This window comes from Streptomyces sp. NBC_01622 (assembly GCF_045209635.1).
Taxonomy (GTDB): Bacteria; Actinomycetota; Actinomycetes; order Streptomycetales; family Streptomycetaceae; genus Streptomyces.
Window position 1 is genome coordinate 1,896,902 of sequence record NZ_CP109293.1, and the last position, 24,485, is coordinate 1,921,386.

Genomic DNA, 24,485 nt, shown 5'->3' on the forward strand with positions numbered 1-24,485 from the left:
TCGACACAAGACCTGGGCGAGCAAGCGCTTAGCCAAGTTACCGCCGTCGACCGTGACCAGCCACGACCGCGCACGGCCGGTCAGCGACCACCATCCGCGTCCAGCTCGGCTATGAGTCGCTTGGGGGCGATCGCGCGGTAGCTCTCCTCCACCCAGTCGCACAGCAGCTCGGCGGCGGGGGCACCCTGCTCGGCGAGCGGTATCCGCACCCAGCCGGCCTTGCCGAGGCCGTAGCCGGCGGGCTCGGCGCCAGGTGAGGTGAGCGCGTGGGTGTGGGCGGTCTCGTCCGTGAGCTTGACCGTGAGGGCCAACGGATAGCTGCCGTCGTCGACACCGAGGAAGACGAACACCTTCTTGTTGACCTTCGCGACGCTCTCACCCCAGGGGCAGTATCGATATGCGGCTCCGCCGCGCGGCCTCGCCCGCGCCCGGCAGCCCGAGGGCGAACTCACGTACTTTCGCCCATTTCTTCAGGGCGTTCCTGGGCACGGCCACCTGATACCTCCGGGCTCGTCGTCGGGCTCCGCACTCTTCACGCTAGCCTCAGCCACCGACAGCGGCGCGGGCTGCGGGACCAGGAGTGTCATGAGCAGGCTGAACAGGACGGACCGTCCCTACGACATCGTGCTCTTCGGAGCCACGGGCTTCGTCGGCGCGCTCACCGCGGAGTACCTCGCCGCGCACGCGCCCGAGGGCCTGCGCTGGGCGATCGCCGGCCGCGACGAGCTGAAACTGAAGCGGCTGCGCGAACGACTGCCCGGCGGCACGGCGGTGGGCGTCCTGCGCGCCGACGTGTCCGACCCGGCCTCCCTGCGCGAACTCGCCGAGCACGCGCGCGTGGTGGCCACCACGGTCGGCCCCTATGTGACCTACGGCGAGGATCTCGTCGCCGCCTGCGCGGACACCGGCGCCGACTATCTCGACCTCAGCGGCGAGCCGGAGTTCGTCGACCTGACGTACGTCCGTCACGACGCACGCGCGCGTGAGACCGGCGCCCGCTTGGTGCACGCGGCCGGCTTCGACTCGATCCCGCACGACCTGGGGGCGTACTTCACCGTCCAGCAGCTGCCGGAAGGGGTGCCCCTCACGGTGGACGGCTTCGTGACCGCCGACGCGATGTTCTCCGGCGGTACGTTCGCCACGGCACTGACCCAACTCGGGCGCGGCCGACAGGTGCTGGCCGCCGCCCGGGACCGGCGACGCCACGAACCGCGCCTGGTGGGACGCCGGGCCACCGCGCCCGCCGGGGCACCGCGGTTCGCCGGGGAGGTCGGCTCCTGGGCGGTGCCCTTGCCGACCATCGACCCGCAGATCGTTCAACGATCCGCGAAGGCCCTGGACCGCTACGGCCCCGACTTCCGCTACCGCCACTACGCGGCCGTACGACACCTCCCCGTGGCGCTCGGCGGTGTCACGGCGGTCGGCGCCCTGGCCACCGCCGCTCAACTCCCGCCCGCCCGCCGCTGGTTGTCCGACCGCCTCAAGCCCGGCGACGGACCGAGCCCGGAGAAGCGCGCGAAGAGCTGGTTCTCCGTGAAGTTCGTGGGCGAGGGCGGCGGCCGACGCGTCTTCACCGAGGTCTCGGGCGGCGACCCCGGCTACGACGAGACGGCGAAGATGTTCGCGGAAGCGGCCCTCTCCCTCGCCCTCGACGAACTCCCGCCCACCGCGGGCCAGGTGACGACGGCGACCGCGATGGGCAACGCCCTCATCGAGCGACTGCGCGCCGCGGGCATCGTGTTCCGGGTGGCGGCGACGCGGTGAGCGTGTCGGCTCCCCATGTCACGATGGGCGTCATGGAGACGCCGAACACCGACTGGATCACCGTCGCGGCCTACGAGAACGTGCCCGGCCGCCTCACGCCGTGGGCGGCCACGCGCGCTTGACTGCGTGAGCGCGGCATCGACTGGATGCCCTTCGCCCAGGACGAGTTGAGCTGGGGTCTCGCCTGCGGCATCGGGCCGGACGGCCACTGGCACGGCTGGTTCGACGTCCGGGTGCGCGCCGACGCGCTGCAACGCCTCGGACTGCATCCGGACCAGCCCACCGCCGAGGCTGTCGGCCCGTCCCCGCCGGGCTGGTGGCACGCCGACGCGGAGCGTCGGGCCGTCAACCAGCCCCGCTGATCGGGGAGTTCGGAAGGCCCCTCGGGATGGGCTATAGTTGATCACGAGCCGGTCGCCGGAACACCCGGAGTCTGGTTACGCGTTGGTGGTCCAAGGAAAGACGTCCCGCTTCCTGCGGGGAGATGCAGGTGCAAGGCCTGCCCGGCGCTCAAGTCCGAGCCCCACACCGGTTGTTGCGGTGCGGGGCTCGTGTGTTTCCCCCCGCACGCTCGCCGGGCTCACGGCCACAGCGTGTAGATCATCCCGCCGATCCAGGCGAGGCCCGCCGCCACGGACAGGACGAGCGCGATCGTCACGGCGCGCTCGATCGGCTGGCTCGGGTGGGCAACGGGCTTCGGGGAACGGTGAGTTGTCATGCGGCACAGCCTGCCGATCACCCCGGCGCGGCCACATCCGTACAAGTACTCAGAACAGGTACTCAGAAACGACTCGCCTCACATGCTCAGGCGGTCGCCTCCCGCAGGGCCCGCCGGCACAGCGCGTCCGCCCTGCGGGTCGTCTCCGGGAGGCGGTACTCCGGGGTCAACGCGAGGGTGTGGGCACAGGCGTTGTCCAGGGTCACCCGGTGACCGACGGAGACGAAGACCGGCTTCACGCCGTCGCGGGTGCGCAGCGCGCGGCCGACCTCGTCGGCGTCCGCACGGAGCGGGGAGGCGGAGCCGCGCGGGACGCCGGGGTCGTCGTAGGTGAAGGTGAAGGGGTTCTTCGCGACGCCGATCGTGGGCAGGCCGGTGAGGACGCCGAGGTGGCTGGCGAGGCCGAAGCGGCGCGGGTGGGCCAGGCCGTAGCCGTCGCACACGACCAGGCCCGGCGGGCATGGGAGGGCGTCCAACGCGGCCAGCACCGTGGGGATTTCACGAAAGGCGAGCAGGCCCGGCACGTACGGGAAGGAGACCGAGCCAACGGCGGTGGCCTCGGCGACGACCGTGAGGTCCGCCGCGTCCAGCACGACCGCCGCTGCCACCACCACGTCCCGCTCGTCGTCGTAGGCGACGTCAACTCCCGTGACGTGCCCGGTCCTTGGCGGCGGTCCCGGTTCGTCTGTCACCACCCGCTGCCGCAACTCGTCCTGGACGGCGCGGGCCTGCTCCTCGGTCGCGGGCCAGCCCGCGGGAATGCGTACGGTCGTCATGGTGGTGCCGAGCGTACGGGGATCTTCTGCGCCAGGGCGCGCCACCCAGGAACCGTCAGTCCTCCAGCCGCGCCACGCGCCCCTTCTCCCCCGCCGCCCAGCAGCCCAGGTCCGCCGCGCAGTCCACGGTGTCGTACGAGCCGGTGTCGACCGTCTTCCAGGTGCGGCCCGCGTCGGTCGTGACGTCCGTGCCGGTGGGGCCGACCGCGAGGGCGGTGGAGCGGCTGTGGGGCAGCCAGGTGGTGCCGGAGCGGTAGGCGGGCGGCGGGGTGGTGGCGGGAGCCCAGGTGCGGCCACCGTCGCCGGTGACGGCCGCCGCCAGCGGTGACGGCTGGTCGGCGTTGTAGTCGCCGCCGACCGCGAGGCCGTGCGTACGGTCGCGGAAGGCGAGCGCGAAGACCCCGCGCGCGGGGTCGCCGGCCGGGATCGGTGTGCCGGTCGCCGTCCAGGTGAGGCCGCGGTCGGCGGAGTGCAGGACACGCGCGCGTGCACCCCCGCCGGTGGCCAGCCACACGTCCCGGGGCCCGGAGCTCACCAGGCACTGGCCGCTGGCCGCGAAACCCGCCTCGCCGTCGAGCGCGGCCGGCATCCCGGCGTCGGGCAGCACCTTCCAGGAACGGCCGCCGTCGCCGGTCGACAGGATGCGGAACTTCCCGTCCACCGGGTCGCTCATCGCGAGGCCGTGGCGGCTGTCGAAGAAGGTCATGCAGTCGTAGAAGGCGTTCGCGTCGGTGTTGCGGAAGGACTCGGTCCAGGTCGTCCCGCCGTCGTCGGTGCGGTAGACACGGGACGCCTCACCTTCGCCGATCGCCAGCACCACCGCGCGCCGCGCGTCGAACGCCTCGATGTCCCGGAACTGCAGGTCTGCCGCACCCGGTGGCGAGACGTTCCGCCAGCTCGCACCGCCGTCGGTGGTACGCAGCACGGTGCCCGCGGTGCCGGCCACCCACGCGGTGTTCCGGCTGACCGCCGACAGTCCCCGGAAACGCACACCGGCGGCCCCGCTGTCCTTGAGCTCCCAGTGCGGAGCCCGGTGCGCTGTCTCCCGTGCCTGCGCAGGTACGGCGGTCAGCACGGCCAGCGCCGTCGCGCACATCACCCCGGCCGCCGCCCTGCGGTACGTACGTCCCACCCGTCGCGTGTTCCCCATGCGCCTCATGGCGGGCGAAGCTAGCCCACTCCCCGGAGGCCGTCCAGATGGCCCCCGCCCGCCTTGGGCACATATGGGCGGCGGTGACAGAGGTCACTAGAAATTGGTGTGCACGGATTGGCTCGTTCCGGCGTCTCTTCCAGTGCGGACCCATCCACTCGGGGGTCCGTTCCGGAGCCTTTTCGGGAGTCCGTCCGGCCGTCACCGCAGTCCCGCACCGCCGTCACACAAGGGAGCAAGGCGTTGTCCATCGTCATCGAGCAGCCCGTAGAGGCCCGTCTCGTCGCCGCCGCACCGCGGATGCCGAGCATTCCCGCCACCCTGCACTACGACCGACGCGACCCCTTCGCCGTCCGGATGACCTTCCCGGCTCCGGCCACCCTGGAGGGCGTCGAGGTCTGCTGGACCTTCGCCCGCGAACTCCTGTCGGCCGGCCTGCACGGCGCCGAGGGCCACGGCGACGTCCGTGTGCGGCCCTACGGCTTCGACCGCACCGTCCTGGAGTTCCACGCCCCCGAGGGCACCGCCGTCGTGCATGTCCGCTCGACCGAGATCCGCCGCTTCCTGCGGGCCACCGGCGAGCTGGTGCCCGCCGGTCTCGAACACCTCCAGCTCGACCTGGACCACGACCTCGCCGAGCTGATGCGGGACGCCTGCTGAGCCAACACCCCTACCCCAGCAGCGAGTTCAGCTCGCCGTAGCCAAGGCCTCCCGCCACCGCGCCGTAGGTACCCGTGTCCAGCAGCTCCCGCGCGGCACGGCGGACCACGGCGTAGGCGGCCAGGGCGACGCTGGAGCCCGCGCTCACCCGGGCGACGCCCAGCGCGGCCAGTTCGGCGACCGGCGGTGCGCCGGGGCCGACCAGCACATTGAGCGGACCGTCGATCCCGTCGGCGAGTTCCTTGACCGTTCCCGGTTCGACGGCCCCGGGGACGAAGATCCCGTCCGCGCCCGCGGCCCGGAAGGCGGCAGCCCGCTCCAGGGTCGCGTCCACTCCCCCGGCGCCGCGCAGAAACGTGTCAATGCGCGCGTTGACGAACAGCGGCACCCCCTCCGCGTCGGCGGCCTCCCGCGCGGCGGCGATCCGCTCGGCCTGCTCCGCGACCGGGCGCAGGACGCCCTCGCCGCCGTAGAGCGCGTCCTCGATGTTCACTCCCACCGCGCCCGCCGCGAGCACCGCGCGGACCGTGTCGGCGACGCCCGCCGGGTCCTTCGCGAAGCCGCTCTCGATGTCGGCGCTCACCGGTACGGCCACGGTCGAGGTGACGCGGGCGACCGCCTCCAGGGCCCGGTCCCGGTCCAGCCGGTCGCCGTCCGGGACGCCCAGGGCCCAGGCGAGGCCCGCGCTGGTGGTCGCCACGGCGGCGGCGCCCGCGTCCTCGACGAGGCGGGCGCTGGCGGCGTCCCAAGCGTTCGGCAGGACGAGCGGACGCCCCGGCACATGCAGCGCGCGGAAGGCCAGCGCCCGGTCACGGAGAATGTTCTGGTTCGTCATACGGCCTACTCAAGCAGCCGCGAGCGCCCGTCGGCTGGCAGGAATCCGACATCGATGTGCCTGCCAGGGGCGCCGATTCAATTGCGTTGACAGGCGACAGCGGCCCTCCGTAGCGTTTCCCCCGGTCCTGTTGCCGTCGATTGGAGAAGGACGTTGCTCGTCTGAGGTTCTGAGACACCGCGTCACACACCCCTGAGGTGTGTCCGTCGTGTTCGACCTCGGCGTCCGAGCCGTCCTCCGGAACAGGGCCTTCTCTCTGCCCTCCGGGACCAGCCTCCCGCCCCGCGGTGTCTCGCAACGCGTCTGCCCTGACCGCATCGAGCAACCGCGAGGCCCGCATGAGTTCTTCCGTCACCTGTACGTCCCTCTCCTTCGCCTGGTCCGACGGCACCCCCGTCCTCGAAGACCTCGACGTCGCCTTCGGCCCCGGCAGGACCGGGCTCGTCGGCGTCAACGGATCAGGGAAATCAACCCTGTTGAAGCTGATCGCGGGCGAACTCACCCCGCTCGACGGCACCGTGCGGGTCGCGGGCGAGGTCGGCTACCTCCCGCAGAACGTCACGCTCGACACCGCCCTGCGCGTCGACGAGACCCTCGGCATCGCCGCGCGCCGGGCCGCCCTGCACGCCATCGAGGCCGGTGACGCGGCCGAGGAGCACTTCGAGACGCTCGGCGACGACTGGGACGTAGAGGAGCGTGCCCTCGCCACACTCGGCGAACTCGGGCTGGGACACATCGACTTGGACCGCACCGTCGGCGAGGTGTCCGGCGGCGAGTCGGTCCTGCTGCGGCTGGCCGCGCTGCTGCTCGGCAGGCCGGACGTCCTGCTCCTCGACGAACCGACGAACAACCTCGACCTGTACGCGCGCAAGCGGCTGTACGCGGCCGTCGCGTCCTGGCCGGGAGTGATGATCGTGGTCAGCCACGACCGCGAACTCCTGGACCTCGTCGACCAGATCGCCGATCTGCGCTCCGGCCAGATCACCTGGTACGGCGGCAACTTCTCCGCCTACGAGGAGGCCCTCGCCACCGAACAGGACGCGGCCGAACGGATGGTGCGCGTCGCCGAGGCCGACTTCCGCAAACAGAAACGCGAACTGATCGACGCCCAGGTCAAGTTGGCCCACCGCAGGCGGTACGGGCAGAAGATGTACGACCAGAAGCGCGAGCCGAAGATCGTCATGCAGGCGCGCAGGCGGTCGGCGCAGGAGTCCGCGGGCAAGCACCGCATCCTGCACGAGGAGCGGCTCACCGAGGCGAAAGAACGGCTCGACGAGGCGGTGGAGGCCGTACGGGACGACGACGAGATCCGCGTCGACCTGCCGTACACGGCGGTACCGCCGGGCCGTACGGTCCTGACCCTCCTGGACCTCGAACTCGCCTACGGCGCGCGGGTGGCCGGTGGGCTCGATCTGCGCGGACCGGAGCGGATCGCGCTGATCGGGCGCAACGGCGCGGGCAAGACGACGCTGCTGCGCACGATCGCCGGGGAGCTGGCGCCGGTGTCGGGCGAGGCGACGGCGCATGTCCCGCTGCGCTTCCTGCCGCAGCGGCTCGACGTCCTCGACGACGAGCTGACCGTGGCCGAGAACGTGGCCCGGTTCGCGCCGGCCGCCACCAACAACCGGGTCCGGGCCCGGCTCGCCCGCTTCCTGTTCCGGGGCGCCCGCGCCGACCAGAAGGCGGCGACCCTGTCCGGCGGCGAACGCTTCCGGGCCGCGCTGGCCGCGCTGATGCTGGCGGAGCCCGCCCCGCAGCTGCTGATGCTGGACGAGCCGACGAACAACCTCGACATGGCGAGTGTGCGGCAGCTCACCACGGCGCTGGAGTCCTACGAGGGCGCGCTGATCGTGGCCGGTCACGACCTGCCGTTCCTGGAGTCCATCGGCGTCACCCGCTGGCTGCTGTTGGACGGGGAACTGCGGACGATCACGCCGGAGGAGGTGGAGCACCTGGTGTAGGACAGCGCGGCGCATCTCAGGAGGGCCACAGCCTCACGGCAGGGGTTTTGTCGGCACGGACGGGTGACGCATGATGGCCAACCGGTGCCGCGTTGCCGGCACCGAAACGATCCTGCCGATACGGAGTCCCGCTCGTGCCCAGCCACAAGGCCCTCGTCCGCCGCCCCAGCCCGCGCCTGGCCGAAGGGCTGGTCACGCACATCGAGCGGGAGAAGGTCGACGTCGAGCAAGCCGTCGAGCAGTGGGAGGCGTACGTACAGACGCTGCGCACGCACGGCTGGGAGACGATCGAGGTGGAGCCCGCCGACGACTTCCCCGACTCCGTGTTCGTCGAGGACACGGTCGTCATGTACAAGAACGTGGCGCTGATCACCCGGCCCGGCGCCGACTCCCGGCGCGAGGAGACCGGCGGGGTCGAGGAGGCGGTGGCCAGGCTCGGCTGCTCGGTGAACTGGGTCTGGGAACCGGGCACCCTGGAGGGCGGCGACGTCCTCAAGATCGACGACACGATCTACGTCGGCCGGGGCGGGCGTACGAACGCGGCCGGTGTGCAGCAGCTGCGGGCCGTGTTCGAGCCGCTCGGGGCGCGCGTGGTCGCCGTACCCGTGAGCAAGGTGCTGCATCTGAAGTCGGCGGTCACCGCGCTGCCCGACGGGACCGTGCTCGGGCACATCCCCAAGGTGGACCGGCCCTCGCTGTTTCCGCGCTTCCTGTCGGTGCCCGAGGAGGCCGGCGCGCATGTGGTGCTGCTCGGCGGCGACAAGGTGCTGATGGCGGCGAGCGCGCCCAAGACGGCCGATCTGCTGGCCGACCTCGGCCTGGAGCCGGTCGTGGTGGACATCAGTGAGTTCGAGAAACTCGAAGGCTGCGTGACGTGCCTCTCGGTCAGGCTCCGGGATCTGTACGCCTGACCGGGTGAACGGGCCATCCGTTCGGCGCCGGGACCTGCGGTCCTGGCGCTGTTCGGGATTCCCCGGCGACACTCCCGAACAGCGATCTTTACAGCACTCTTAACCTACGGTCTCGTAACCTACGGTTTCGTAGCCTACGATTCCGTAAGTTGCACAGACCCCGGCACCGCTCGCCGGTTTGTTCAGATTTGCACCACGTCCCCCTGGAGTCCCCGTGACGATCACTTCCCCGCACCTCGGCAGCCCCGCAGTCTGGACCGACGCCAAGCTGCTGTACGCGTTGGAGGAAGTCGTCGAGACGGAACTCGACCGGCACCTCAAGGTCACCAAGGACTGGATGCCGCACGAGTACGTGCCCTGGAGCGACGGCCGCAACTTCCCCGGCTTCTTCGAGGACGGCGAGGCCTGGGACAAGGAGCAGTCCAAGGTCACCGAGATCGGCCGCATCGCCCTCGTGGTGAACCTCCTCACCGAGGACAACCTCCCCAGCTACCACCACGAGATCGCCTCCCTGTTCGGCCGCGACGGCGCCTGGGGCACCTGGGTGCACCGCTGGACGGCAGAGGAGGGCCGGCACGGCATCGTCATGCGGGACTACCTGCTCGCCTCCCGCGCGGTCGACCCGGACAAGCTCGAAGCGTTCCGCATGCAGCACATGAGCGAGGGCTTCGAGTCGGACAACCGGCACTCGATGCTGCACTCCGTGGCCTACGTCGCCTTCCAGGAGCTGGCCACGCGCGTCTCGCACCGCAACACCGGCCACCAGTCGGGCGACCCGGTCTGCGACCGCATGCTGGCCCGCATCGCGACCGACGAGAACCTCCACATGGTCTTCTACCGCAACCTCCTGAAGGCCGCGTTCGAGCTCGCCCCCGACCTCACCATGCAGGCCGTGCGCGACGTCCTCGTCAACTTCCGGATGCCCGGTCACGGCATGCCCGGCTTCGAGCGGTTCGCCGCCCAGATGGCCATCGGCGAGGTCTACAACCTGCGCATCCACCACGACGACGTCATCCAGCCCGTGCTGCGCTTCCTGAAGGTCATGGAGATCGACGGTCTCGGCCCCGAGGGACAGCAGGCGCAGGAGGAGATCGGCCTCTACATGGGCGGTCTCGACTCCGAGGCCGCCAAGTTCGACGAGAAGCTGGCCATCCGCAAGGCCCGCATGGCGGCCCGCGCGAGCGCCTGACCGGCCTCGGACCGTCCGTTGATCCATTTACCGGTGCGGGACGCGCCCCCGCTGCGGCATCATGCCGCCATGCGTGACAACAGCACGTCGGGGGCGGCGGTCGGCTTTCTGCTGAACCTGATCGACAGCGAGGACGCCGAGCGGATACGGCGGCGGATCGGCCTGCCGGAGCCGGCGGGACAGGCAACTCTCGAAGCCCGGCACAACGCTCCGCTCTGGTCCTGGACCAGGACGGCGGTGCCCGCCTCCGTGCTGCTGTGGGTTCTGGAGCAGGACGATCCGGAACGGAACCAGTGGGTCTGGCGGCACAGATCGGCGGACAACGCGATGCGGCGTGCCATCGCACGGGGTGTGCCGTTCGGTCCCGACCGTGAAGCGCTGTTGACCGTTGTCGACGGGCTGGGCCCGGAGCTGGAACCGCCGGTCCCCGCGAGCTTCACCCGATTCGGCCTGATCGGCGCCCTGCGCGAGGGCACCTCCATGCAGGCCGCGCGAACGGCCGCGTCGATGGTGCTTGGGCGCTCCGGCTGGCAGGCGGTCACCGAGGCGGACCGGGATCGCCCACTGCCCGGCTACGCGCGCTGGGCGCTGTCGATCCGGCCGGACTGCCCGCCCGCGCTGCGCGCGCAGTTCGGCACGCACCGCAAGTTCACCCACCGGGTCGAGCAGGCCGGAGTGCTGGACGGCCCCGCCGACTACGCGACCGCCTGGGCCCCCGCGTCGCACGTCCTGAAAGTGCTGTCCACAGGGCAACTGATGTTCCCCGCGCGCGTGGCCGAGGCCGAGGACGCCCTACGACCGCTCGTGCGCGACCACTTGGCCGACCGCGAGGACGCCTGGGCGGTGCTGGCGCAGCTCATCGACACGTTCCAGGGGAACGCGGCGGAGCTGGTGGTGACGGCGGGCGCGATCGCCTGAGCCGGGCGGGGCGGCTGGATTCGAACCAGCGTGCCCCGGTTCTGGAGACCGGTGCGCCTGCCTCTGCGCTACGACCCCGCCCTTGGGGCCAGAGCGTAATGCCTTGGCCCGATGTCAGTGGGGCCTGGTACCAATGAGCCATCGGGGGAACTGCGGCGCGGGGGGCGCGGGATGGCGTACGGGGAGCGGGGTCGGCGTACCCCTGTGGTCGATCTGGCCGACCGCAGGGCGCTGGAGCGGTACCGGCCGGCTGAGGCGTCGACGGTCGCCGAGGCGCGGCGGCTGAAGGAGGCCGCACTGCTGGACTTCGGCCTGACCGAGTCGGCGGTGGCGTCCTGGCTGTACGCGAAGTGCCATCACCAGATCCCGACCACGGCGGTGGACACCGCGGCCGTGGTCGCCTCCGGCGACGGCTCCTGTCTGCTGCTCTTCAACCCGGACTTCTTCGTCCGACTCGGCCTGGACGGCGTGAAGTTCGTCCTCTTCCACGAGGCCCGCCACCTGGTGCAGCGGCACCTGTTCGCCGACCCCGAGCTGCGCGAGGACCCGGTGTTCGAGCTGGCCGCCGAGGTCTCCATCAACCATGTCGCCCTGGTCCGGCTCGGCCGCCCCGGCCTGCCCCTGCTGGACGGCCGCCCGACGGGCATCGACCCACGGCGGATCCACGGCTTGTACCAGGACGACCTCACCGCGCAGGGCCTGGAGCCCATCCCCTACGAGGAGTTCGTCGCCACCGACATGAAGGTCTACGGCGAGCTGAAGCGCATGGCGCATCCTCCTGTCCCGGGGCGGCGGCTGTGCGCGCACCTGGTGGACGGTGGTGTACCGGCCGACCAGGAGACGGTGGACGCGGTGGTGTCGTCCGCGCTGCTGAACTCCCTGCTGGCGGCGCGGCGCGGACACGCGGGCGCGGAGCGGGAGTTGCTCGACCTGATGGGTCGTACGGAGGACGGTTCCGCGCGGGCCGCCCGGATCTGGGGGAACCTCGGCGCGGGCGTCCTGCGCGGCGAGACGGCACGCACGCGTGCGGTCCACTGGTGGCAGCGCTGGCTGGTCGACGTCCTCGGCTCGAAGCTGCGCGACGGCGAGCGGCTGGTGTACCCGAAGAAGCGCGGCGCCCTGCTCGCGGCCCTCGGCCAGGACCCGATGCTCTCGCGCCGCGGCCCGGTCCGTGACAAGGTCCTGGTCATCGCCTATGACACCTCGGGCTCGATGCCCCAGCACGTGATCACCTGGCTCACCGAACTCGTCGGCCGGATCGACGGAGTCGAGGCCCACTGGCTGTCGTTCGACGCCGTTGTGATGCCGTTCGTACCGGGCGAGCGGGTCTACGGCGGTGGCGGCACGAGTTTCCAGGTGGTCGCGGACTACGTGGAGGGGCGCACGGAGGTGAACGGCCGCCGGTTCGACGTCACTCCGGACGCGGTCGTGATGCTCACCGACGGGTACGCGCCGCCGATCGCACCCGCCGAGCCGGACAAGTGGATCTGGCTGATCACCGAGGGCGGCAGCGAGTGGCCCGAGACGCACACCCCGGCGATGGACTGCCATCGCGTCACGACAGGATCGCGGTAAATGAGCACGGAGACAGGGCAGTTGACGGCAGCCGAGGGCAAGCGCGACCGGCGTGAGCTGTCGCGTCTGGAGTCCTTCATCGACGCGCTGATCGACCTGGGGCAGACCGGGCAGATCTTCGGCGAGCACGGCATCGGCAAGACGGCGACGTTCTTCTCCCACATCGGCCGCGCGCACCCGGGCACCGCGCTGGTGTACGTCCCGGCGGCGAACCTGACGCCGGACGACCTGCTGATCAACGCGCCGGTGCGGGACCCGCACACCGGTGAACTGGTGCTGCGGCAGCTGGTGATGAGCCAGTTGAAGCCGGGCACGCCGTTCGTGCTGCTGATCGACGACTCGCTGCAGGCGGGCGACACGGTCCAGTCGCAGCTGATGCAGATCGCCTGCAACTGGACGCTCGGTGAGCACGATCTGCGGGCGCTGGGCTGCGTCGGTGTCTTCCTCACGGACAACGAGTCGCTGTCCGAGACCTCGGCCCGGCGCGGCGACCTCGCGCTCCTCGACCGCATGGTCACGATGCGGATCACGGCGAACGACACGTCCTGGCGTCGGCATCTCGCCGCCAAGTACCGCCCCTGGGACCTGATTCCGGTGTTCGCCGTGTGGGCGTCGCTCTCCCCCGCGCTGCGCGAGCTGCTGTCCCCGCGCACGCTGGACCATGTCCTGGCCAACGCGAAGGAGGGCTTCCCGCTCCGCTGGGGCCTGCCCCTGATCGACGGCGAGCGGCTGCGGCTGGCCGAGCCGGGCCCCGACGGAAAACCCGGCCAGAACCGCACGGCGGAGATCCTCGACCGCCTCGCCCAGGCCCTCGGCGTGCCCAACCCGGCCACGATTCCGGACCCGGTACGGCAGGTGGTGCGGGCCGCGCTGCGCAACCGCTGGACGGTGCTGCTGCAAGGTCCGCCCGGCTGCGGCAAGACGGAGCTGGTCCGGGAGACGGTCCGCGCGGGCCTGGGCCGGGAGCCGCTGTACTTCTCGCTGCCGGTGACGAACGTCGAGGACCTGTGCGCGCCGATCCCGTCGCCGGGCGGCACCCTGGACAACCTGCTGGCCGCGAACTTCACCGGGCCGGACCCGAAGGCGATCGTGTGGGACGAGTACAACCGCCCCAAGGACAAGGCCGCGTTCGCCAGGCTCATGGAGATCACCCAGGAGTGGTCCCTCGCCGGCCGGCGCATCGAGAACCTGCGGGCGCAGATCGCCGTCCAGAACCCGCCGTACCACCTCGGCCGCAAGCTGCTGGTCTCGCGCAACAACATCGCCCAGGCGACCCGGTTCACGGCCTCGCTGACGGTGGAGCCCGAGGACATCCCCGCCAACGAGTGGCTGCTCGCGCGGTACGGCGCGGACGCCGAGACGGTGCTGGAGTGGTGGAAGCACGACATCGACGACGACGGCCGCGCCTGGATCACCAAGCGCACCCTGGAGCGGCTCATCAAGCTGCACCGCAAGGGGTTGCCGCTGGAGATGGCGACGGTCTATCTCGGCGACGGCGAGTACGCGCCCGTGCCGCTCACCGCCCTGATCGACCGCTTCAAGGGCCGCCCGGTGACCGGCCTGCGCGAACTGGCCCGGGACGCGGACCACTGGGAGGCCCGGCTGCGCCGCGCCGCCGAGCACACCGACGAGGGCGGCGACGACAGCGACGTGGTCCACCAGATCCTCGCCAACGCGGAGTTGTCGCAGCTGAAGAAGCACCGCGCGGCGGTGGCCCGCATGGTGGCCCTGCTCCCGGCGAAGCTCCGGGCCACGTATCTGGTGGGGGCGTCGGTACAGCAACAGCGGTTCTGGACCGACATATTCACCGGGATGGCGCGTCGCTGACCCCGTGCTCGGCCTCTCCCGGCCGTGCCGTGCGGTGCACGCTGCGTACGGCGGCCACGTCGGGGGCGGGCGCCGGTGCCGGGAGGTGGGCGGTGAGGGTCTCCAGGCGGCGCTTGACGCTGGCGGCGATGCCCTGGCCGAGGACGAAGCGGGTGGGGGTGAGCGCGCGGGGTGCCGTGTCGAGGAGGCGGTGGGCCTCGCGGCTGCGCATCCCGGTGTGGGACAGGACGAGGTGGGTGAGGCGGTGCTCGGCGGCCACGAGCGTGTGGGCGATGGGTCTCGGCGGCGGACAGATCGACGTGGTTGTCGGCCGCGCCCAGCACCGCCGCCGCCCGGACCCGGCCGAGGTCCAGCAGGGCGACCCCGGCCGCGGTGGCCGCCGTCACCAGCCGTGCCGCGGCCCGCGGACCGATGCCGTTGCTGGCGACGGACAGCCGCGCGAGTCGTCCGTACGGTGCCTGTTCCAGGGCGTCGGCCAGCTGGAGGGCGCCCTCGTCGCCCAACCGGGCGGCGGATACGTAGAGTTCGTCGATCGCGCCCTCGGCGAGGACGGCGGCGAGGGGTGTCGCGCCGTCCGCACCGAGCGGGTTGCCGCCGATGAAGACGCGTTCGATGCGCCGCCCATCTCCGGCAGCGGCGAGCAGCGCATCGGCGAGGACGGTCACGCCCTCGGGGTCGAGCCCGGTCTGCACGAGGTCCAGCGTGCGCAACGACCGCGCGGACTCGATGAGTTCGGCCGCCGCCCGCCCACCGCCGCTGCCCAGCGGATTGCGCTTGAGCCACACCCCGGTCACGACCTGCGGCGAGGCACGCAACTGGTCGGCGATCCGGCAGGCACCGCCGGCCGTGATCCCGTTGCAGCCCAGGTAGAGCGTCTCGACCTCACCGCTCCCACCGGCCACGACCTCGGCACCCTCGTCACCGAGCCCGTCCGTACCGAGCAGCAAGTGCCGTACGGGCGAAGGACCTTGGGCCAGTGCCTCGGCGACGCGGGCGGCGCCCTCCGCACCCAGGCCCTGCTTGCACAGATCGAGCCGCCCGTCCGGCAGCGCCGTTCCCACGACGAAGTCCAGCCGCTCCCCGGCCGGCCGCCCGGCCCGCAACCAGTCGAGCAGCGGCCCGAGTTCGGCGACCGGACGCGGCGGGACGTAAACCACCCCGGCGAAGCCGACCGCGCCCGTGTCCTCCCTGTCCCCGCTCACCACGCCGCCTCCCGATAGTCCTTGAGGAACACCCCGGACACCGGGTCCCCCGACTCACCGCGCACGATCGGGTCGTAGACGCGGGCCGCGCCGTCCACGATGTCCAGCGGTGTGCGGAAGCCGGCCCCGGCCATGCGGCTCTTCTTGGGGGCGGGGTTCTCGTCGGTGATCCAGCCCGTGTCGACGGCGCACATGTGGACGCCCCGTTCGGCGAGTTCGGCGGCGCTGGTGCGGGTGAGCATGTTGAGCGCGGCCTTGGCCATGTTGGTGTGCGGGTGTCCGGCCGTCTTGTTGCGGACGGCGAACCGGCCCTCTACGGCGGTCACGTTGACGACGTACCGGCGCGGACGCGGCGAGGCGAGCAGCAGGGGCAGCAGCCGGTCGCAGAGCAGGGCGGGGGCGAGGGCATTGACGAGCTGGGTCTCCAGGACCTCGGCCGGGTCCAGGGCGCCGAGCCGTGCCGACCAGGAGTTCTCCGGGGAAGGGTCGGGCAGCAGTCCGGCCTCGTCGGCCTCGCGGAGGACGACGGGCAGCGCCGAGGCCCCGTCCGCGAGCATCCGCATCGGTGTGAACCCCGGTGCCTGCCGGGCCCCTTCGGGCAGTGCGTCGCGCTCCCCTGCGGCCAGCAGGGAGTACGACTGCGGGGACCGCCGTACGGTCTGCGCGGCGTTGTTGACGAGGATGTCGAGCGGTTCGCCGGTCTGCCTCAACTCCTCGCACAGGCCGAGGACCTGGCGCGGGTCGCGGAGGTCCACGGCGAGCACTCTCAGCCGATCGAGCCACTTCTCGCTGCCGGACTCCGCACGGAACCGGCGTACGGTGTCATGCGGGAACCGCGAGGTGACCTGCACCTCCGCGCCGTCCCGCAGCATCATCAGGGCCAGCTGGAAACCGATCTTCACCCGCCCGCCGGTGAGCAGCACCCGGCGCCCGCTCAGATCCGTACTCAGCGCACGGCGGGCGGTGTTGTCGGCGGCGCACTCGGGGCAGAGCCGGTGGTAGAACGAATCCACCTGTCGATAGGGGGACTTGCAGACATAGCAACCGCGCGGCTTGCGGTAGACACCACCGGCATCCCCATGAACCGTCTCGCCCGTCGCGCGCAGCGCGGCGTCCTCACGGCGGTCCGCCGCGCCCGTCGCCGTCGCGGCCATCGCCGCGGCGTCGGCCGCGGACACGTCGGCGCCGCGCGCCTTGCGGCGCCGCAGCCGCCCGTCCCGGGCGAAGGACGCGGCGACCTGCTCCGCGCGCAACCGCACCGGATCGTCGACGGGCAACTCCCGCAGCCTGCCCACCGCGTGGTGGAAGGCCGCGAGTTCCGCCTCGGTGATCCCGCCCTCGTCGGTCATCGGTTCCCGCCCCGGCCGTGCTCCGAAAGTGGGCCCCGGCCGGATTCGAACCGGCGTGACCGCCCTGAGAAGGCGGCGAGTCTGCCTCTGCTCTACAGGGCCCCCGAACGCAGCCCGGGGATCGGATTCGAACCGATGTGATCGTCTTGCCAAGACGTGCGCCTGCCTCTGCGCTACGCCCGGGTGCGCCCCCGGATCCTAGCCGCACTCCCCCGAGCGAGAGACATCGGTAAACGCCCCGGTCCCGGTCAGCGCGAGGAGCGCCTGAGCTCCAGGCGCTCCTTCTCCGAGAGGCCGCCCCACACGCCGAAGCGTTCGTCGTTGTCGAGGGCGTACTCCAGGCAGACGGAGCGGATGGGGCACATGCCGCAGATGCGTTTGGCCTCCCGGACGGAGCTGCCGGGCTCGGGGAAGAAGAAGTCCGCCCCGGTCTGCGCGCACAACGCCTCCTGCTGCCAGTCCAGGTCGGGCGCGGTGATCGTGTCGATGTGCATGCCCAGGAGCGTGCCGTGCGGTGAAAAACGTTCGATCAACGCGGGATCAACGCCGCGCTCCGAGGCCTCCGGCCACCCCGATGGTGGCGCCGCGCCGGAACCGGCGCACGGCGGCGCGCGGAACCGGAGGAAAACACGGAGAACTTCTGCGGTCACCGAGGGTGAACAAAACGGTCGAGCCGACTCACCACGCCACACCGGCAGCGATTGTCAGTGGGCGGTGCAAGACTCGGCAGTGCAGAGAACGGGCCCCCTCAAGTACGGGACCCTTCAATGAGGAGGGCAAAGATGCTCACCACTCGTTTCGTCAACGGCGCTCCCAACTGGCTTGACGTCGGCTCACCCGACATCGACGGCGCCATCTCCTTCTACGGCGGTCTCTTCGGCTGGGAGTTCCAGTCCGCGGGACCCGAGGCCGGCGGCTACGGCTTCTTCCAACTGGACGGCAGGACGGTCGCCGGCGGCATGCCGCTGCCCCCGGAGCACGACTCGTCCGCGTGGACCGTGTACTTCCAGAGCCCGGACGCGGAGGCCACGGCCAAGACGGTGGAACAGGCGCACGGAGCGGTCCTGTTCCAGCCGATGGACGTGATGGGCGAGGGGCACATGGCGGTCCTCAGGGACCCGGCGGGCGCCGCGTTCGGCATCTGGCAGCCGGGCCGGACCAAGGGTGTCGACGTGGCGGGCGACCCGGGTTCGCTGACCTGGGTGGAGCTGTACACACCGGACGTCGCCGCGGCTGCCGCTTTCTACCACTCCTCGCTCGGCCTGGAGACCTCGGCCGCCCCCATGCCCGGCGGTGACTACACCTGTCTCAACCCGGCGGGTGCCGGTGAGGAGGCGATGTTCGGCGGTGTCGTCCCGCTCGACTTCGACGCGACCGGGGCGGCCTCGGGGGCGTACTGGCTGGCCTACTTCGAGGTCGCCGACGTGGACGCCACCGTGGCCAAGGCGCTGGAGACCGGCGGCAAGGTCACCGTGCCCGCCGCCACCATGGAGGGCGTCGGCCGCATGGCCCAGCTCACCGACCCGCACGGCGCCCGCTTCGCCATCATCAGGAGCGAGCCGCCGCAGAGCTGACGGAGCGACCCCGGGGGCAGGCCTACGCGGAGGCGCGGCGGACCAATGTGGTCGGCAGGATCACACTGGACGGCGCGCCTCCGACGCCCTCGCTGGTGGCCCGGCGGTCGAGGCCGCGCAGCAGCAGGCGGGCCATCAGCCGGCCCATCTCCTCTATGTCCTGACGGACCGTCGTGAGCGGCGGCTCGGTCTGCTCGGCGACCGGCAGCATGTCGTCGAAGCCGATCACGGCCACGTCCTCGGGCACCCGCAGCCCCTCCTCGCGCAGCACCTTCAGGGCACCGTAGGCGGTGAGGTCGTTGGCGGCGAACACGGCGTCCACGTCGGGGCAGCGGTCGAGCAGTTCCCGCATGGCGCGCTCACCGCCGCCGGGCGTGAAGTCGCTCTCGACGATCAGCCGGGGGTCGACGTCGACCATGACGTCCCGGAACCCGTCGAGCCGGTCCACCGCGGACGTCTGGTCGAGCGCGCCGGTGATGTGCGCGATCCGGGTGCGGCCGAGCCCGACGAGATGCCGTACGGCCTCGCGGGCACCGCCCCGGTTGTCGCAGTCGACGTACACGGTGGGCCCGGACGCGCGGGTCCCCTCGCTCCAGCAGGGCCGGCCGCCGAACACCGTGGGGACACCGGCCCGTTGGATCAGTCCGGGCAGCGGGTCGTCGAGGTGGAGGGAGAAGACGAGCGCGCCGTCCACATGTCCGCCGGCGAGGTAGCGGCCGACGCGGGCGTGGTCGGCGCGGCCCTCCGTGAGGAGCAGTACGAGCTGGGAGTCGTGGGCGGTCAACTCCTTGCTGATGCCCCGGAGTTGCATGGCGAAGAAGGGGTCGGCGAAGACCCGGGTCTCCGGTTCGGCGATCACCACGGCGATGGCGTCGTGCCGCCTGGTCACCAGGCTGCGGGCGGCCTGGTTGGGGACGTAGCCGAGTTCCTCGACGGCCTGCCGGACCCGTTCGACGAGCGATTCCCGCACCCCGTCCCCGCCGTTGACCACCCGGGACACGGTGGCCCGCGACACCCCCGCCCGCGCGGCCACGGCCTCCAGCGTGGGTCGCGGTGCTGTCTCGGTCACTTCTGGACCCCTCCTCGATGCTGCGGATCAGGATAGCCGCGGGCGAAGCAGACGGTGAGAGCGCTCCCAACCCGACGGGATCCCCTTGCTCATCCCGGCAGATTCACCCGCCGTCCGACCCCGTCCCGCTCCGCCCGCTCGTAGGCCGGCCAGGCAAGTGCCAGGTCCTGCCAGGGCAGGCCGACGGGAGCGTAGACGGAACGGATGGTGGCGTCGGCCCGGCCCGGGTGGGTGCCGCGGAGTACGTCCCCGAGTGTGGTGTCGATGTCCGGTGAGGCCAACGCGCCTACTGCCGCGACCAGTTGGCGGTCGTCCACGACGACCAGCGCCGCGTCGAGCAGATCGGCGGCCAGTTCCCGCTTGCCGGGCTCGTCGGCGCCCAGGCTCGTGAGGTGCTGTCCCTCCCGGGTGTCCGCGAGGGTCAGCGGCGGGGTGCGGGACCAGGTCGCGAGGAGCACGATGTCGGCGGCCGAGGCGATCTCCGTCGCCGAGCCCAGCACCTTGCCGCCGCGCTGTACGGCGAACTCGGTCGCGCGGTCGAAGTCCGTGTCGTGGACGAGGAGTTGACCGTACGGCCGCAGGACGTCCAGCCCCCGGAGCATCAGCTCGGTCTGCGCACCGGTGCCGATCACCCCCACCACCGCGTCCTCCGCCGGGTCCGCCAGAACGTGGGTGCCCAGTGCCGCCGCCAGTCCGGTCCGCCACGCGGTCACCGTCGCCGAGTCGAGGAGGGCCAGCAACTCCCCGTTCGCAGCGCTGCGCAGGCAGATCACGCCCCTCGACACGGGCTGTGCGTCTGGGGACTTGGCGTCGACCTTCACCGTGTAGGCCTCGATGCCGGGGAGGACGGCGGTGGCGGTACCGGGGAACGGCGGGTCGGTGCGCAACCGTTGGCCCGGGACCGCCATCGCAGTCCCCATGGCGAGGAAGCCGTCGCGCAGCGCGGCGAGGCAGGCCGCGGGCTCCAGGAGGGCGTCGAGGTCCCTTCGCGTCAGCAGGCGGGTCATCCGTTCAGGATCCCTCGGGATCCTTCTTCGCGCGGCTCGGCTGCACCCGCTTGGGCTCCCCCGGCATCTTCGGGTACTCCGGCGGGTACGGCAGATCGCCGAGTCCGTGGTCGTGTTCGTCGCGGCGGGCCAGTTCGAGGAGGGCGTCGAGGGAGTAGCGGTGGTCGTCCATGTCGGCGTGCACGTCGCCGAGTCGGGCGAAACGGGCCGGCATGGTCGCGAGGTCGAAGTCGCGGGGGTGCGCCGTGCCGACCTCGTCCCAGCGCAGGGGGGCCGAGACCGGGGCGTGCGGGCGGGGCCGTACGGAATAGGCGGAGGCGATGGTGCGGTCGCGGGCGGTCTGGTTGTAGTCGACGAAGATGCGTTCGCCGCGCTCCTCCTTCCACCACCTGATCGTCACCTGCTCGGGCATCCGGCGTTCCAGTTCGCGGCCGACGGCGATGGCCGCGCGGCGGACCTGGGTGAAGGTCCAGTTGGGTTCGATCGGCACGAAGACGTGCAGGCCGCGTCCGCCGGAGGTCTTGGGGAAGCCCTTCAGCCCGCCGAACTCGTCGAGTACGGCGCGGAGTTCGTGGGCCGCGCGCACGGCGTCGTCGTAGTCGGTGCCGGGCTGCGGGTCGAGGTCGATGCGGAGTTCGTCGGGGCTGTCGACGTCGTCGCGGCGCACGGGCCAGGGGTGGAAGGTGAGCGTGCCGTACTGGGCGGCCCACAGGACGGCGGCCTCCTCGGTGGGGCACATCTCGTCGGCGCTGCGTCCGCTGGGGAAGGTGATGTGGGCGGTCGGGATCCAGTCGGGCATGTTCTTCGGCGCCCGTTTCTGGAAGAAGTTCTCGCCCTCGACCCCGTCCGGGTAGCGCTCCAGGGTGGTGGGGCGGTTGCGCAGGGCGCGCAGGATTCCGGGGCCGACCGCGATGTAGTAGCGGGCGAGGTCCAGCTTGGTGAAGCCGCGCTCCGGGAAGAAGATCTTGTCGGGACTGGACAGCCGTACGGTCCGGCCGCCCGCCTCCAGTTCCACCGCTTCGCCCATGCGAGCCACGGTAGGCCCGCCGTCCGAACATTGCATACCGGGCGACAAGCGGCGTACAAGCGCAGAATCGGAATCATGGATCTGCCGGTGATGCCGCCCGTGAAGCCCATGCTCGCCAAGTCGGTGGCGAGGATTCCGCCGGGCATGCACTACGAGGCGAAGTGGGACGGCTTCCGGGCGATCGTGTTCCGCGACGGCGTCGAGGTCGAGTTGGGCAGCCGTACCGGAAAGCCGTTGACCAGGTATTTTCCCGAGCTGGTCGAGGCGCTGAAGGAGCGGGTGCCGGAACGCTGCGTACTGGACGGCGAGATCGTGATCGCGCGGGAGGGGCGGCTCGACTTCGACGCGCTGACCGAGCGCATCCACCCGGCCGAGTCGCGGGTGCGGACGCTGGCCGAGCGGACCCCGGCCTCCTTCGTCGCCTTCGACCTGCTGGCCCTGGCCGACGAATCGCTCGTGGACGTACCGCTCGCCGACCGCAGGGCGCTCCTCGCCCGGGCGCTGTCGGCCGCGACCGCGCCCGTGCATCTGGCGCCCGCGACCACCGACATCGAGGTGGCGCAACGGTGGTTCGAGCAGTACGAGGGGGCCGGGCTCGACGGAGTCGTGGCGAAGCCGCTGGATCTGCGCTACCGCCAGGACGAGCGCGCCATGTTCAAGATCAAGCACGAGCGGACGGCGGACGTGGTGGTCGCCGGCTACCGCCTCCACAAGAGCGGACCCGTGGTGGGTTCACTCCTGCTCGGCCTCTACGACGGCCACGGCACCCTGCAGCACGTGGGCGTGTCGGCCGCCTTCACCATGAAGCGGCGCGCCGAGCTGATCGGGGAGCTGGAGCCGCTGCGCATGGACGATCCCGCGGGGCATCCGTGGGCGGCCTGGGCGGAGGAGGCCGCCCACGAGAGCGCCCGGCTGCCGGGGGCACCGAGCCGCTGGTCGGGCAAGAAGGACCTCTCCTGGGTGCCGCTGCGGCCGGAGCGGGTGGCCGAGGTGGCGTACGACCACATGGAGAACGGTGCGCGCTTCCGGCACACGGCCCGCTTCCGCCGCTGGCGCCCGGACCGGACACCCGAGAGCTGCACCTACGCACAGCTGGAGGAACCGGTCCGCTACGACCTCGGGGAGATCCTCGGCCCGCCGGACTGACTTCTTCCGGATCTTCCGGTGGGCCGAGCCGCCCATTCGACGCGCACAAACACAACCGAGCGGGTATGGCCACCAATGAACTTATAAGCGCACAATCGAAAACACAGACTGGTGGCAACGGTGGGCATGGGACAGAAGGCGCCCCGGCGTCGCGGCGCGAGACGAGCGGCGCTGCTGGCCGCCACGATGACGGCCTCCCTCTCGGTGGGCTGCACGGCGCATCACGGCGGCACCGTCGACGACGGACGCGGACGGACCCAGTCCCCCACCCAGAGCCCTACCCAGAGCCCGAGCTCGGGCGGCACGGTCGCCCCCGCCGCCGGCCCGGTGCTCGCGGTGAAGATCGACAACGTGCCCGCGGCCCGACCGCAGACGGGCCTGGACTCGGCGGACGTCGTCTACGCCGAGCAGGTCGAGGGCGGACTGAGCCGGCTGATGGCGGTGTTCGCCACCAAGCTGCCCAAGTCCGTCGGACCGGTGCGCAGCGCCCGCGTGTCCGACCTGGAGCTGCTGCGCCAGTTCGACGACCCGACGCTCGCCTTCTCCGGGGCACAGCACAAGCTGCTGCCGCTGATCGCCAAGGCGCCGCTGCGGTCCGCGTCGCCCTACGAGGTGGCGAGCGCCTACTACCGGCGTGTCGACAAGTCCGCCCCGCACAACCTCTATCTGCACCCGGACAAGCTGCTCTCGTCCGCCCCCGGCGCGGCGGCCCTGACCACCGGTTTCCACTACGGCGCGGCCCCCGCGGGCGGCAAGGCCACCGCCTCCCGCACCGTGCGCTATCCGGCGGCCCGCTTCACCTTCACCTGGTCCGGGTCGCAGCACCGCTGGCTGGTCACCGAGGACGGCACGCCCACCGTGACGACCGCCGGCAAGCGGCTGGCCCCGGCGACGGTCGTGATCCAGTACGTGCAGATCCGCAAGTCCGTCTACCACGACGTCCTCGGCAACAACACGCCGTACACCTCGACCGTCGGCTCCGGGAAGGCGGACGTGCTGCGGGACGGCCGTACCTTCGGCGTCGACTGGAAGCGGCCGGAGGCGACGGGCGGAACGGAGTTCACCACCTCCGACGGCACGCCCGTGAACTTCGCCAAGGGCCAGGTCTGGGTGGTGTTCGCGAAGGCCTGACAGCGATGGCCCGAGGGTCAGCGGTGGGCGGCGAGGGGCTCCATGGGGTTGCGGAGTCCCTCGGCCGCGTCCGAGACGCGTTGGATGAGGTCGAGGAAGACTCCCTGTTCCTCGGCGGAGAGGGGGGCCAGGAAGACCTGGTTCATCCGGGCCGTGCGCACGGCGAGCTTGCGGTGCACGCGCCGGCCGTCGTCGGTGAGGCAGAGCAGGAAACGGCGGCCGTCGCGCGCGTCACGTACCTTGTCGAGGAGACCGCGGCAGCTCAGCCGGCCGATCACCTCGGCGACGGTCGACCGGTCGAGGCCCACCCGCTCGCCCACGGTGCGCTGGTCGAGCCCCGGTTCGGCGACGAGCGCGTTGAGCACCGCGAACTGCGGCGAGGTGATCTCCTCGGAGACCATCGTGTTCCACAGCAGGTAGTGCGCCTGCTGGAGCCGCCGGGCGAGGTGCCCGGGGTGGATGGTGAGGTCCACCGCGCCCATGTGCCCTCCCGAAGTCATATTCGTCCGTGCACTGAACGATACCCGGGGGCCCCGGGGCCGAGTCCAGGCCTGTGCACGGAGCCGACCTGGGGCTTCTCCCAGGCCTTGACGCGAGAGCCCCGCAGTGGCAGCGTGAAGGAAACTTCACCGAAATGCTCAGTGCCCTGACGAACTGCGGCGATCTTGACCGCATGGACTGCTGACCGGGCGCTCG

At 71.6% G+C, this 24,485-nt stretch carries 24 protein-coding genes, 3 tRNA genes and 1 pseudogene; 13 read left to right on the top strand and 15 right to left on the bottom strand.

The window, feature by feature from the left end; translation table 11 throughout:
• Positions 1 to 80: 80 nt before the first annotated feature.
• Positions 81 to 495: pseudogene (locus OH768_RS08765) on the bottom strand (MmcQ/YjbR family DNA-binding protein).
• Between the two features lie 90 nt (positions 496 to 585).
• On the opposite strand from OH768_RS08765, the gene OH768_RS08770 reads away from it, so the two are divergent.
• Both OH768_RS08770 and OH768_RS08775 read left to right on the top strand, forming a co-directional pair.
• Positions 586 to 1,764 carry a saccharopine dehydrogenase family protein gene (locus OH768_RS08770; RefSeq protein WP_406451726.1) on the top strand — a complete coding sequence of 393 codons (1,179 nt, stop codon included), beginning with the start codon at positions 586 to 588 and terminating at the stop codon, positions 1,762 to 1,764.
• Positions 1,765 to 1,910: 146 nt separating this feature from the next.
• Positions 1,911 to 2,126 carry a hypothetical protein gene (locus OH768_RS08775; protein WP_359613688.1) on the top strand — a complete coding sequence of 72 codons (216 nt, stop codon included), beginning with the start codon at positions 1,911 to 1,913 and terminating at the stop codon, positions 2,124 to 2,126.
• A gap of 218 nt (positions 2,127 to 2,344) precedes the next feature.
• Here OH768_RS08775 and mmpA read toward each other — a convergent pair whose 3' ends face one another.
• From mmpA to OH768_RS08790, 3 genes are all read right to left on the bottom strand, one after another.
• Positions 2,345 to 2,482, bottom strand: a complete 138-nt coding sequence (gene mmpA / locus OH768_RS08780) for a morphogenic membrane protein MmpA (protein WP_200709604.1) — start codon at positions 2,480 to 2,482, stop codon at positions 2,345 to 2,347.
• 86 nt (positions 2,483 to 2,568) lie between these two features.
• A complete protein-coding gene (locus OH768_RS08785) occupies positions 2,569 to 3,258 on the bottom strand; it encodes an endonuclease V (RefSeq protein WP_406451729.1) in 690 nt (229 codons plus the stop codon).
• A gap of 55 nt (positions 3,259 to 3,313) precedes the next feature.
• Positions 3,314 to 4,408: a WD40/YVTN/BNR-like repeat-containing protein gene (locus OH768_RS08790; protein WP_406451730.1), complete on the bottom strand. Its 1,095-nt coding sequence runs from the start codon at positions 4,406 to 4,408 to the stop codon at positions 3,314 to 3,316.
• A gap of 243 nt (positions 4,409 to 4,651) precedes the next feature.
• Between OH768_RS08790 and OH768_RS08795 the strand changes: the two genes are divergently transcribed.
• Positions 4,652 to 5,068, top strand: coding sequence for an SsgA family sporulation/cell division regulator (locus OH768_RS08795; RefSeq protein WP_406451732.1), 417 nt, complete (start codon positions 4,652 to 4,654; stop codon positions 5,066 to 5,068).
• A 10-nt stretch (positions 5,069 to 5,078) separates the two neighbouring features.
• On the opposite strand, the gene OH768_RS08800 is transcribed toward OH768_RS08795, so the two are convergent.
• A complete protein-coding gene (locus tag OH768_RS08800; RefSeq protein WP_406451734.1) occupies positions 5,079 to 5,903 on the bottom strand; it encodes an isocitrate lyase/phosphoenolpyruvate mutase family protein in 825 nt (274 codons plus the stop codon).
• Positions 5,904 to 6,241: 338 nt separating this feature from the next.
• On the opposite strand from OH768_RS08800, the gene OH768_RS08805 reads away from it, so the two are divergent.
• The 4 genes from OH768_RS08805 (at position 6,242) to OH768_RS08820 (ending at position 10,882) form a co-directional block, all read left to right on the top strand.
• A complete protein-coding gene (locus tag OH768_RS08805) occupies positions 6,242 to 7,864 on the top strand; it encodes an ABC-F family ATP-binding cassette domain-containing protein (RefSeq protein WP_406451736.1) in 1,623 nt (540 codons plus the stop codon).
• Positions 7,865 to 7,998: 134 nt separating this feature from the next.
• Positions 7,999 to 8,775, top strand: a complete 777-nt coding sequence (gene ddaH / locus OH768_RS08810) for a dimethylargininase (RefSeq protein WP_406451738.1) — start codon at positions 7,999 to 8,001, stop codon at positions 8,773 to 8,775.
• Positions 8,776 to 8,989: 214 nt separating this feature from the next.
• Positions 8,990 to 9,964 carry an acyl-ACP desaturase gene (locus OH768_RS08815; RefSeq protein WP_406451740.1) on the top strand — a complete coding sequence of 325 codons (975 nt, stop codon included), beginning with the start codon at positions 8,990 to 8,992 and terminating at the stop codon, positions 9,962 to 9,964.
• 69 nt (positions 9,965 to 10,033) lie between these two features.
• Positions 10,034 to 10,882, top strand: a complete 849-nt coding sequence (locus OH768_RS08820) for a hypothetical protein (RefSeq protein ID WP_406451742.1) — start codon at positions 10,034 to 10,036, stop codon at positions 10,880 to 10,882.
• 4 nt (positions 10,883 to 10,886) lie between these two features.
• On the opposite strand, the gene OH768_RS08825 is transcribed toward OH768_RS08820, so the two are convergent.
• A tRNA-Trp gene (locus OH768_RS08825) sits at positions 10,887 to 10,962 on the bottom strand.
• A 91-nt stretch (positions 10,963 to 11,053) separates the two neighbouring features.
• Here OH768_RS08825 and OH768_RS08830 point away from each other — a divergent pair.
• Both OH768_RS08830 and OH768_RS08835 read left to right on the top strand, forming a co-directional pair.
• Positions 11,054 to 12,457 (top strand): DUF2201 family putative metallopeptidase, encoded by a 1,404-nt coding sequence (locus OH768_RS08830; RefSeq protein ID WP_406451744.1) that lies wholly within the window; start codon positions 11,054 to 11,056, stop codon positions 12,455 to 12,457.
• The gene (locus OH768_RS08835) at positions 12,458 to 14,284 is read left to right on the top strand and encodes an AAA family ATPase (protein WP_406451746.1); all 1,827 of its coding nucleotides are present in this window, start codon (positions 12,458 to 12,460) and stop codon (positions 14,282 to 14,284) included.
• Here the strand turns inward: OH768_RS08835 and OH768_RS08840 are convergent.
• Complete coding sequence (locus OH768_RS08840; protein ID WP_406451748.1) at positions 14,262 to 14,543, bottom strand: hypothetical protein; 282 nt, start codon at positions 14,541 to 14,543, stop codon at positions 14,262 to 14,264. The genes OH768_RS08835 and OH768_RS08840 overlap by 23 nt on opposite strands.
• 13 nt (positions 14,544 to 14,556) lie before the next feature.
• On the opposite strand from OH768_RS08840, the gene OH768_RS08845 reads away from it, so the two are divergent.
• A complete protein-coding gene (locus OH768_RS08845) occupies positions 14,557 to 15,504 on the top strand; it encodes a hypothetical protein (RefSeq protein WP_406451750.1) in 948 nt (315 codons plus the stop codon).
• On the opposite strand, the gene OH768_RS08850 is transcribed toward OH768_RS08845, so the two are convergent.
• From OH768_RS08850 to OH768_RS08865, 4 genes are all read right to left on the bottom strand, one after another.
• Positions 15,483 to 16,835 (bottom strand): SDR family NAD(P)-dependent oxidoreductase, encoded by a 1,353-nt coding sequence (locus tag OH768_RS08850; protein ID WP_406451752.1) that lies wholly within the window; start codon positions 16,833 to 16,835, stop codon positions 15,483 to 15,485. The two genes, OH768_RS08845 and OH768_RS08850, sit on opposite strands and share 22 nt — an antisense overlap.
• A gap of 30 nt (positions 16,836 to 16,865) precedes the next feature.
• A tRNA-Glu gene (locus OH768_RS08855) sits at positions 16,866 to 16,937 on the bottom strand.
• 10 nt (positions 16,938 to 16,947) lie between these two features.
• A tRNA-Ala gene (locus tag OH768_RS08860) sits at positions 16,948 to 17,019 on the bottom strand.
• Positions 17,020 to 17,083: 64 nt separating this feature from the next.
• Positions 17,084 to 17,329: a WhiB family transcriptional regulator gene (locus OH768_RS08865; protein ID WP_019069752.1), complete on the bottom strand. Its 246-nt coding sequence runs from the start codon at positions 17,327 to 17,329 to the stop codon at positions 17,084 to 17,086.
• 288 nt (positions 17,330 to 17,617) lie between these two features.
• Between OH768_RS08865 and OH768_RS08870 the strand changes: the two genes are divergently transcribed.
• Positions 17,618 to 18,409, top strand: coding sequence for a VOC family protein (locus tag OH768_RS08870; protein ID WP_406451754.1), 792 nt, complete (start codon positions 17,618 to 17,620; stop codon positions 18,407 to 18,409).
• Between the two features lie 22 nt (positions 18,410 to 18,431).
• Here OH768_RS08870 and OH768_RS08875 read toward each other — a convergent pair whose 3' ends face one another.
• From OH768_RS08875 to ligD, 3 genes are all read right to left on the bottom strand, one after another.
• Positions 18,432 to 19,478 carry a LacI family DNA-binding transcriptional regulator gene (locus OH768_RS08875; RefSeq protein ID WP_406451756.1) on the bottom strand — a complete coding sequence of 349 codons (1,047 nt, stop codon included), beginning with the start codon at positions 19,476 to 19,478 and terminating at the stop codon, positions 18,432 to 18,434.
• Positions 19,479 to 19,567: 89 nt separating this feature from the next.
• Positions 19,568 to 20,485 carry an ornithine cyclodeaminase family protein gene (locus tag OH768_RS08880; RefSeq protein ID WP_406451758.1) on the bottom strand — a complete coding sequence of 306 codons (918 nt, stop codon included), beginning with the start codon at positions 20,483 to 20,485 and terminating at the stop codon, positions 19,568 to 19,570.
• Between the two features lie 4 nt (positions 20,486 to 20,489).
• Positions 20,490 to 21,512: a non-homologous end-joining DNA ligase gene (gene ligD, locus OH768_RS08885; RefSeq protein WP_406451760.1), complete on the bottom strand. Its 1,023-nt coding sequence runs from the start codon at positions 21,510 to 21,512 to the stop codon at positions 20,490 to 20,492.
• A gap of 75 nt (positions 21,513 to 21,587) precedes the next feature.
• On the opposite strand from ligD, the gene OH768_RS08890 reads away from it, so the two are divergent.
• Together OH768_RS08890 and OH768_RS08895 are read left to right on the top strand one after the other, a co-directional pair.
• On the top strand, positions 21,588 to 22,658 hold the full coding sequence (locus OH768_RS08890) for an ATP-dependent DNA ligase (RefSeq protein WP_406451762.1): 1,071 nt from the start codon (positions 21,588 to 21,590) through the stop codon (positions 22,656 to 22,658).
• A gap of 126 nt (positions 22,659 to 22,784) precedes the next feature.
• Positions 22,785 to 23,789, top strand: coding sequence for a DUF3048 domain-containing protein (locus OH768_RS08895; protein WP_406451764.1), 1,005 nt, complete (start codon positions 22,785 to 22,787; stop codon positions 23,787 to 23,789).
• Between the two features lie 17 nt (positions 23,790 to 23,806).
• Here the strand turns inward: OH768_RS08895 and OH768_RS08900 are convergent, their stop codons facing one another.
• Positions 23,807 to 24,271 carry a MarR family winged helix-turn-helix transcriptional regulator gene (locus tag OH768_RS08900; RefSeq protein WP_406451766.1) on the bottom strand — a complete coding sequence of 155 codons (465 nt, stop codon included), beginning with the start codon at positions 24,269 to 24,271 and terminating at the stop codon, positions 23,807 to 23,809.
• Positions 24,272 to 24,485: the final 214 nt, after the last annotated feature.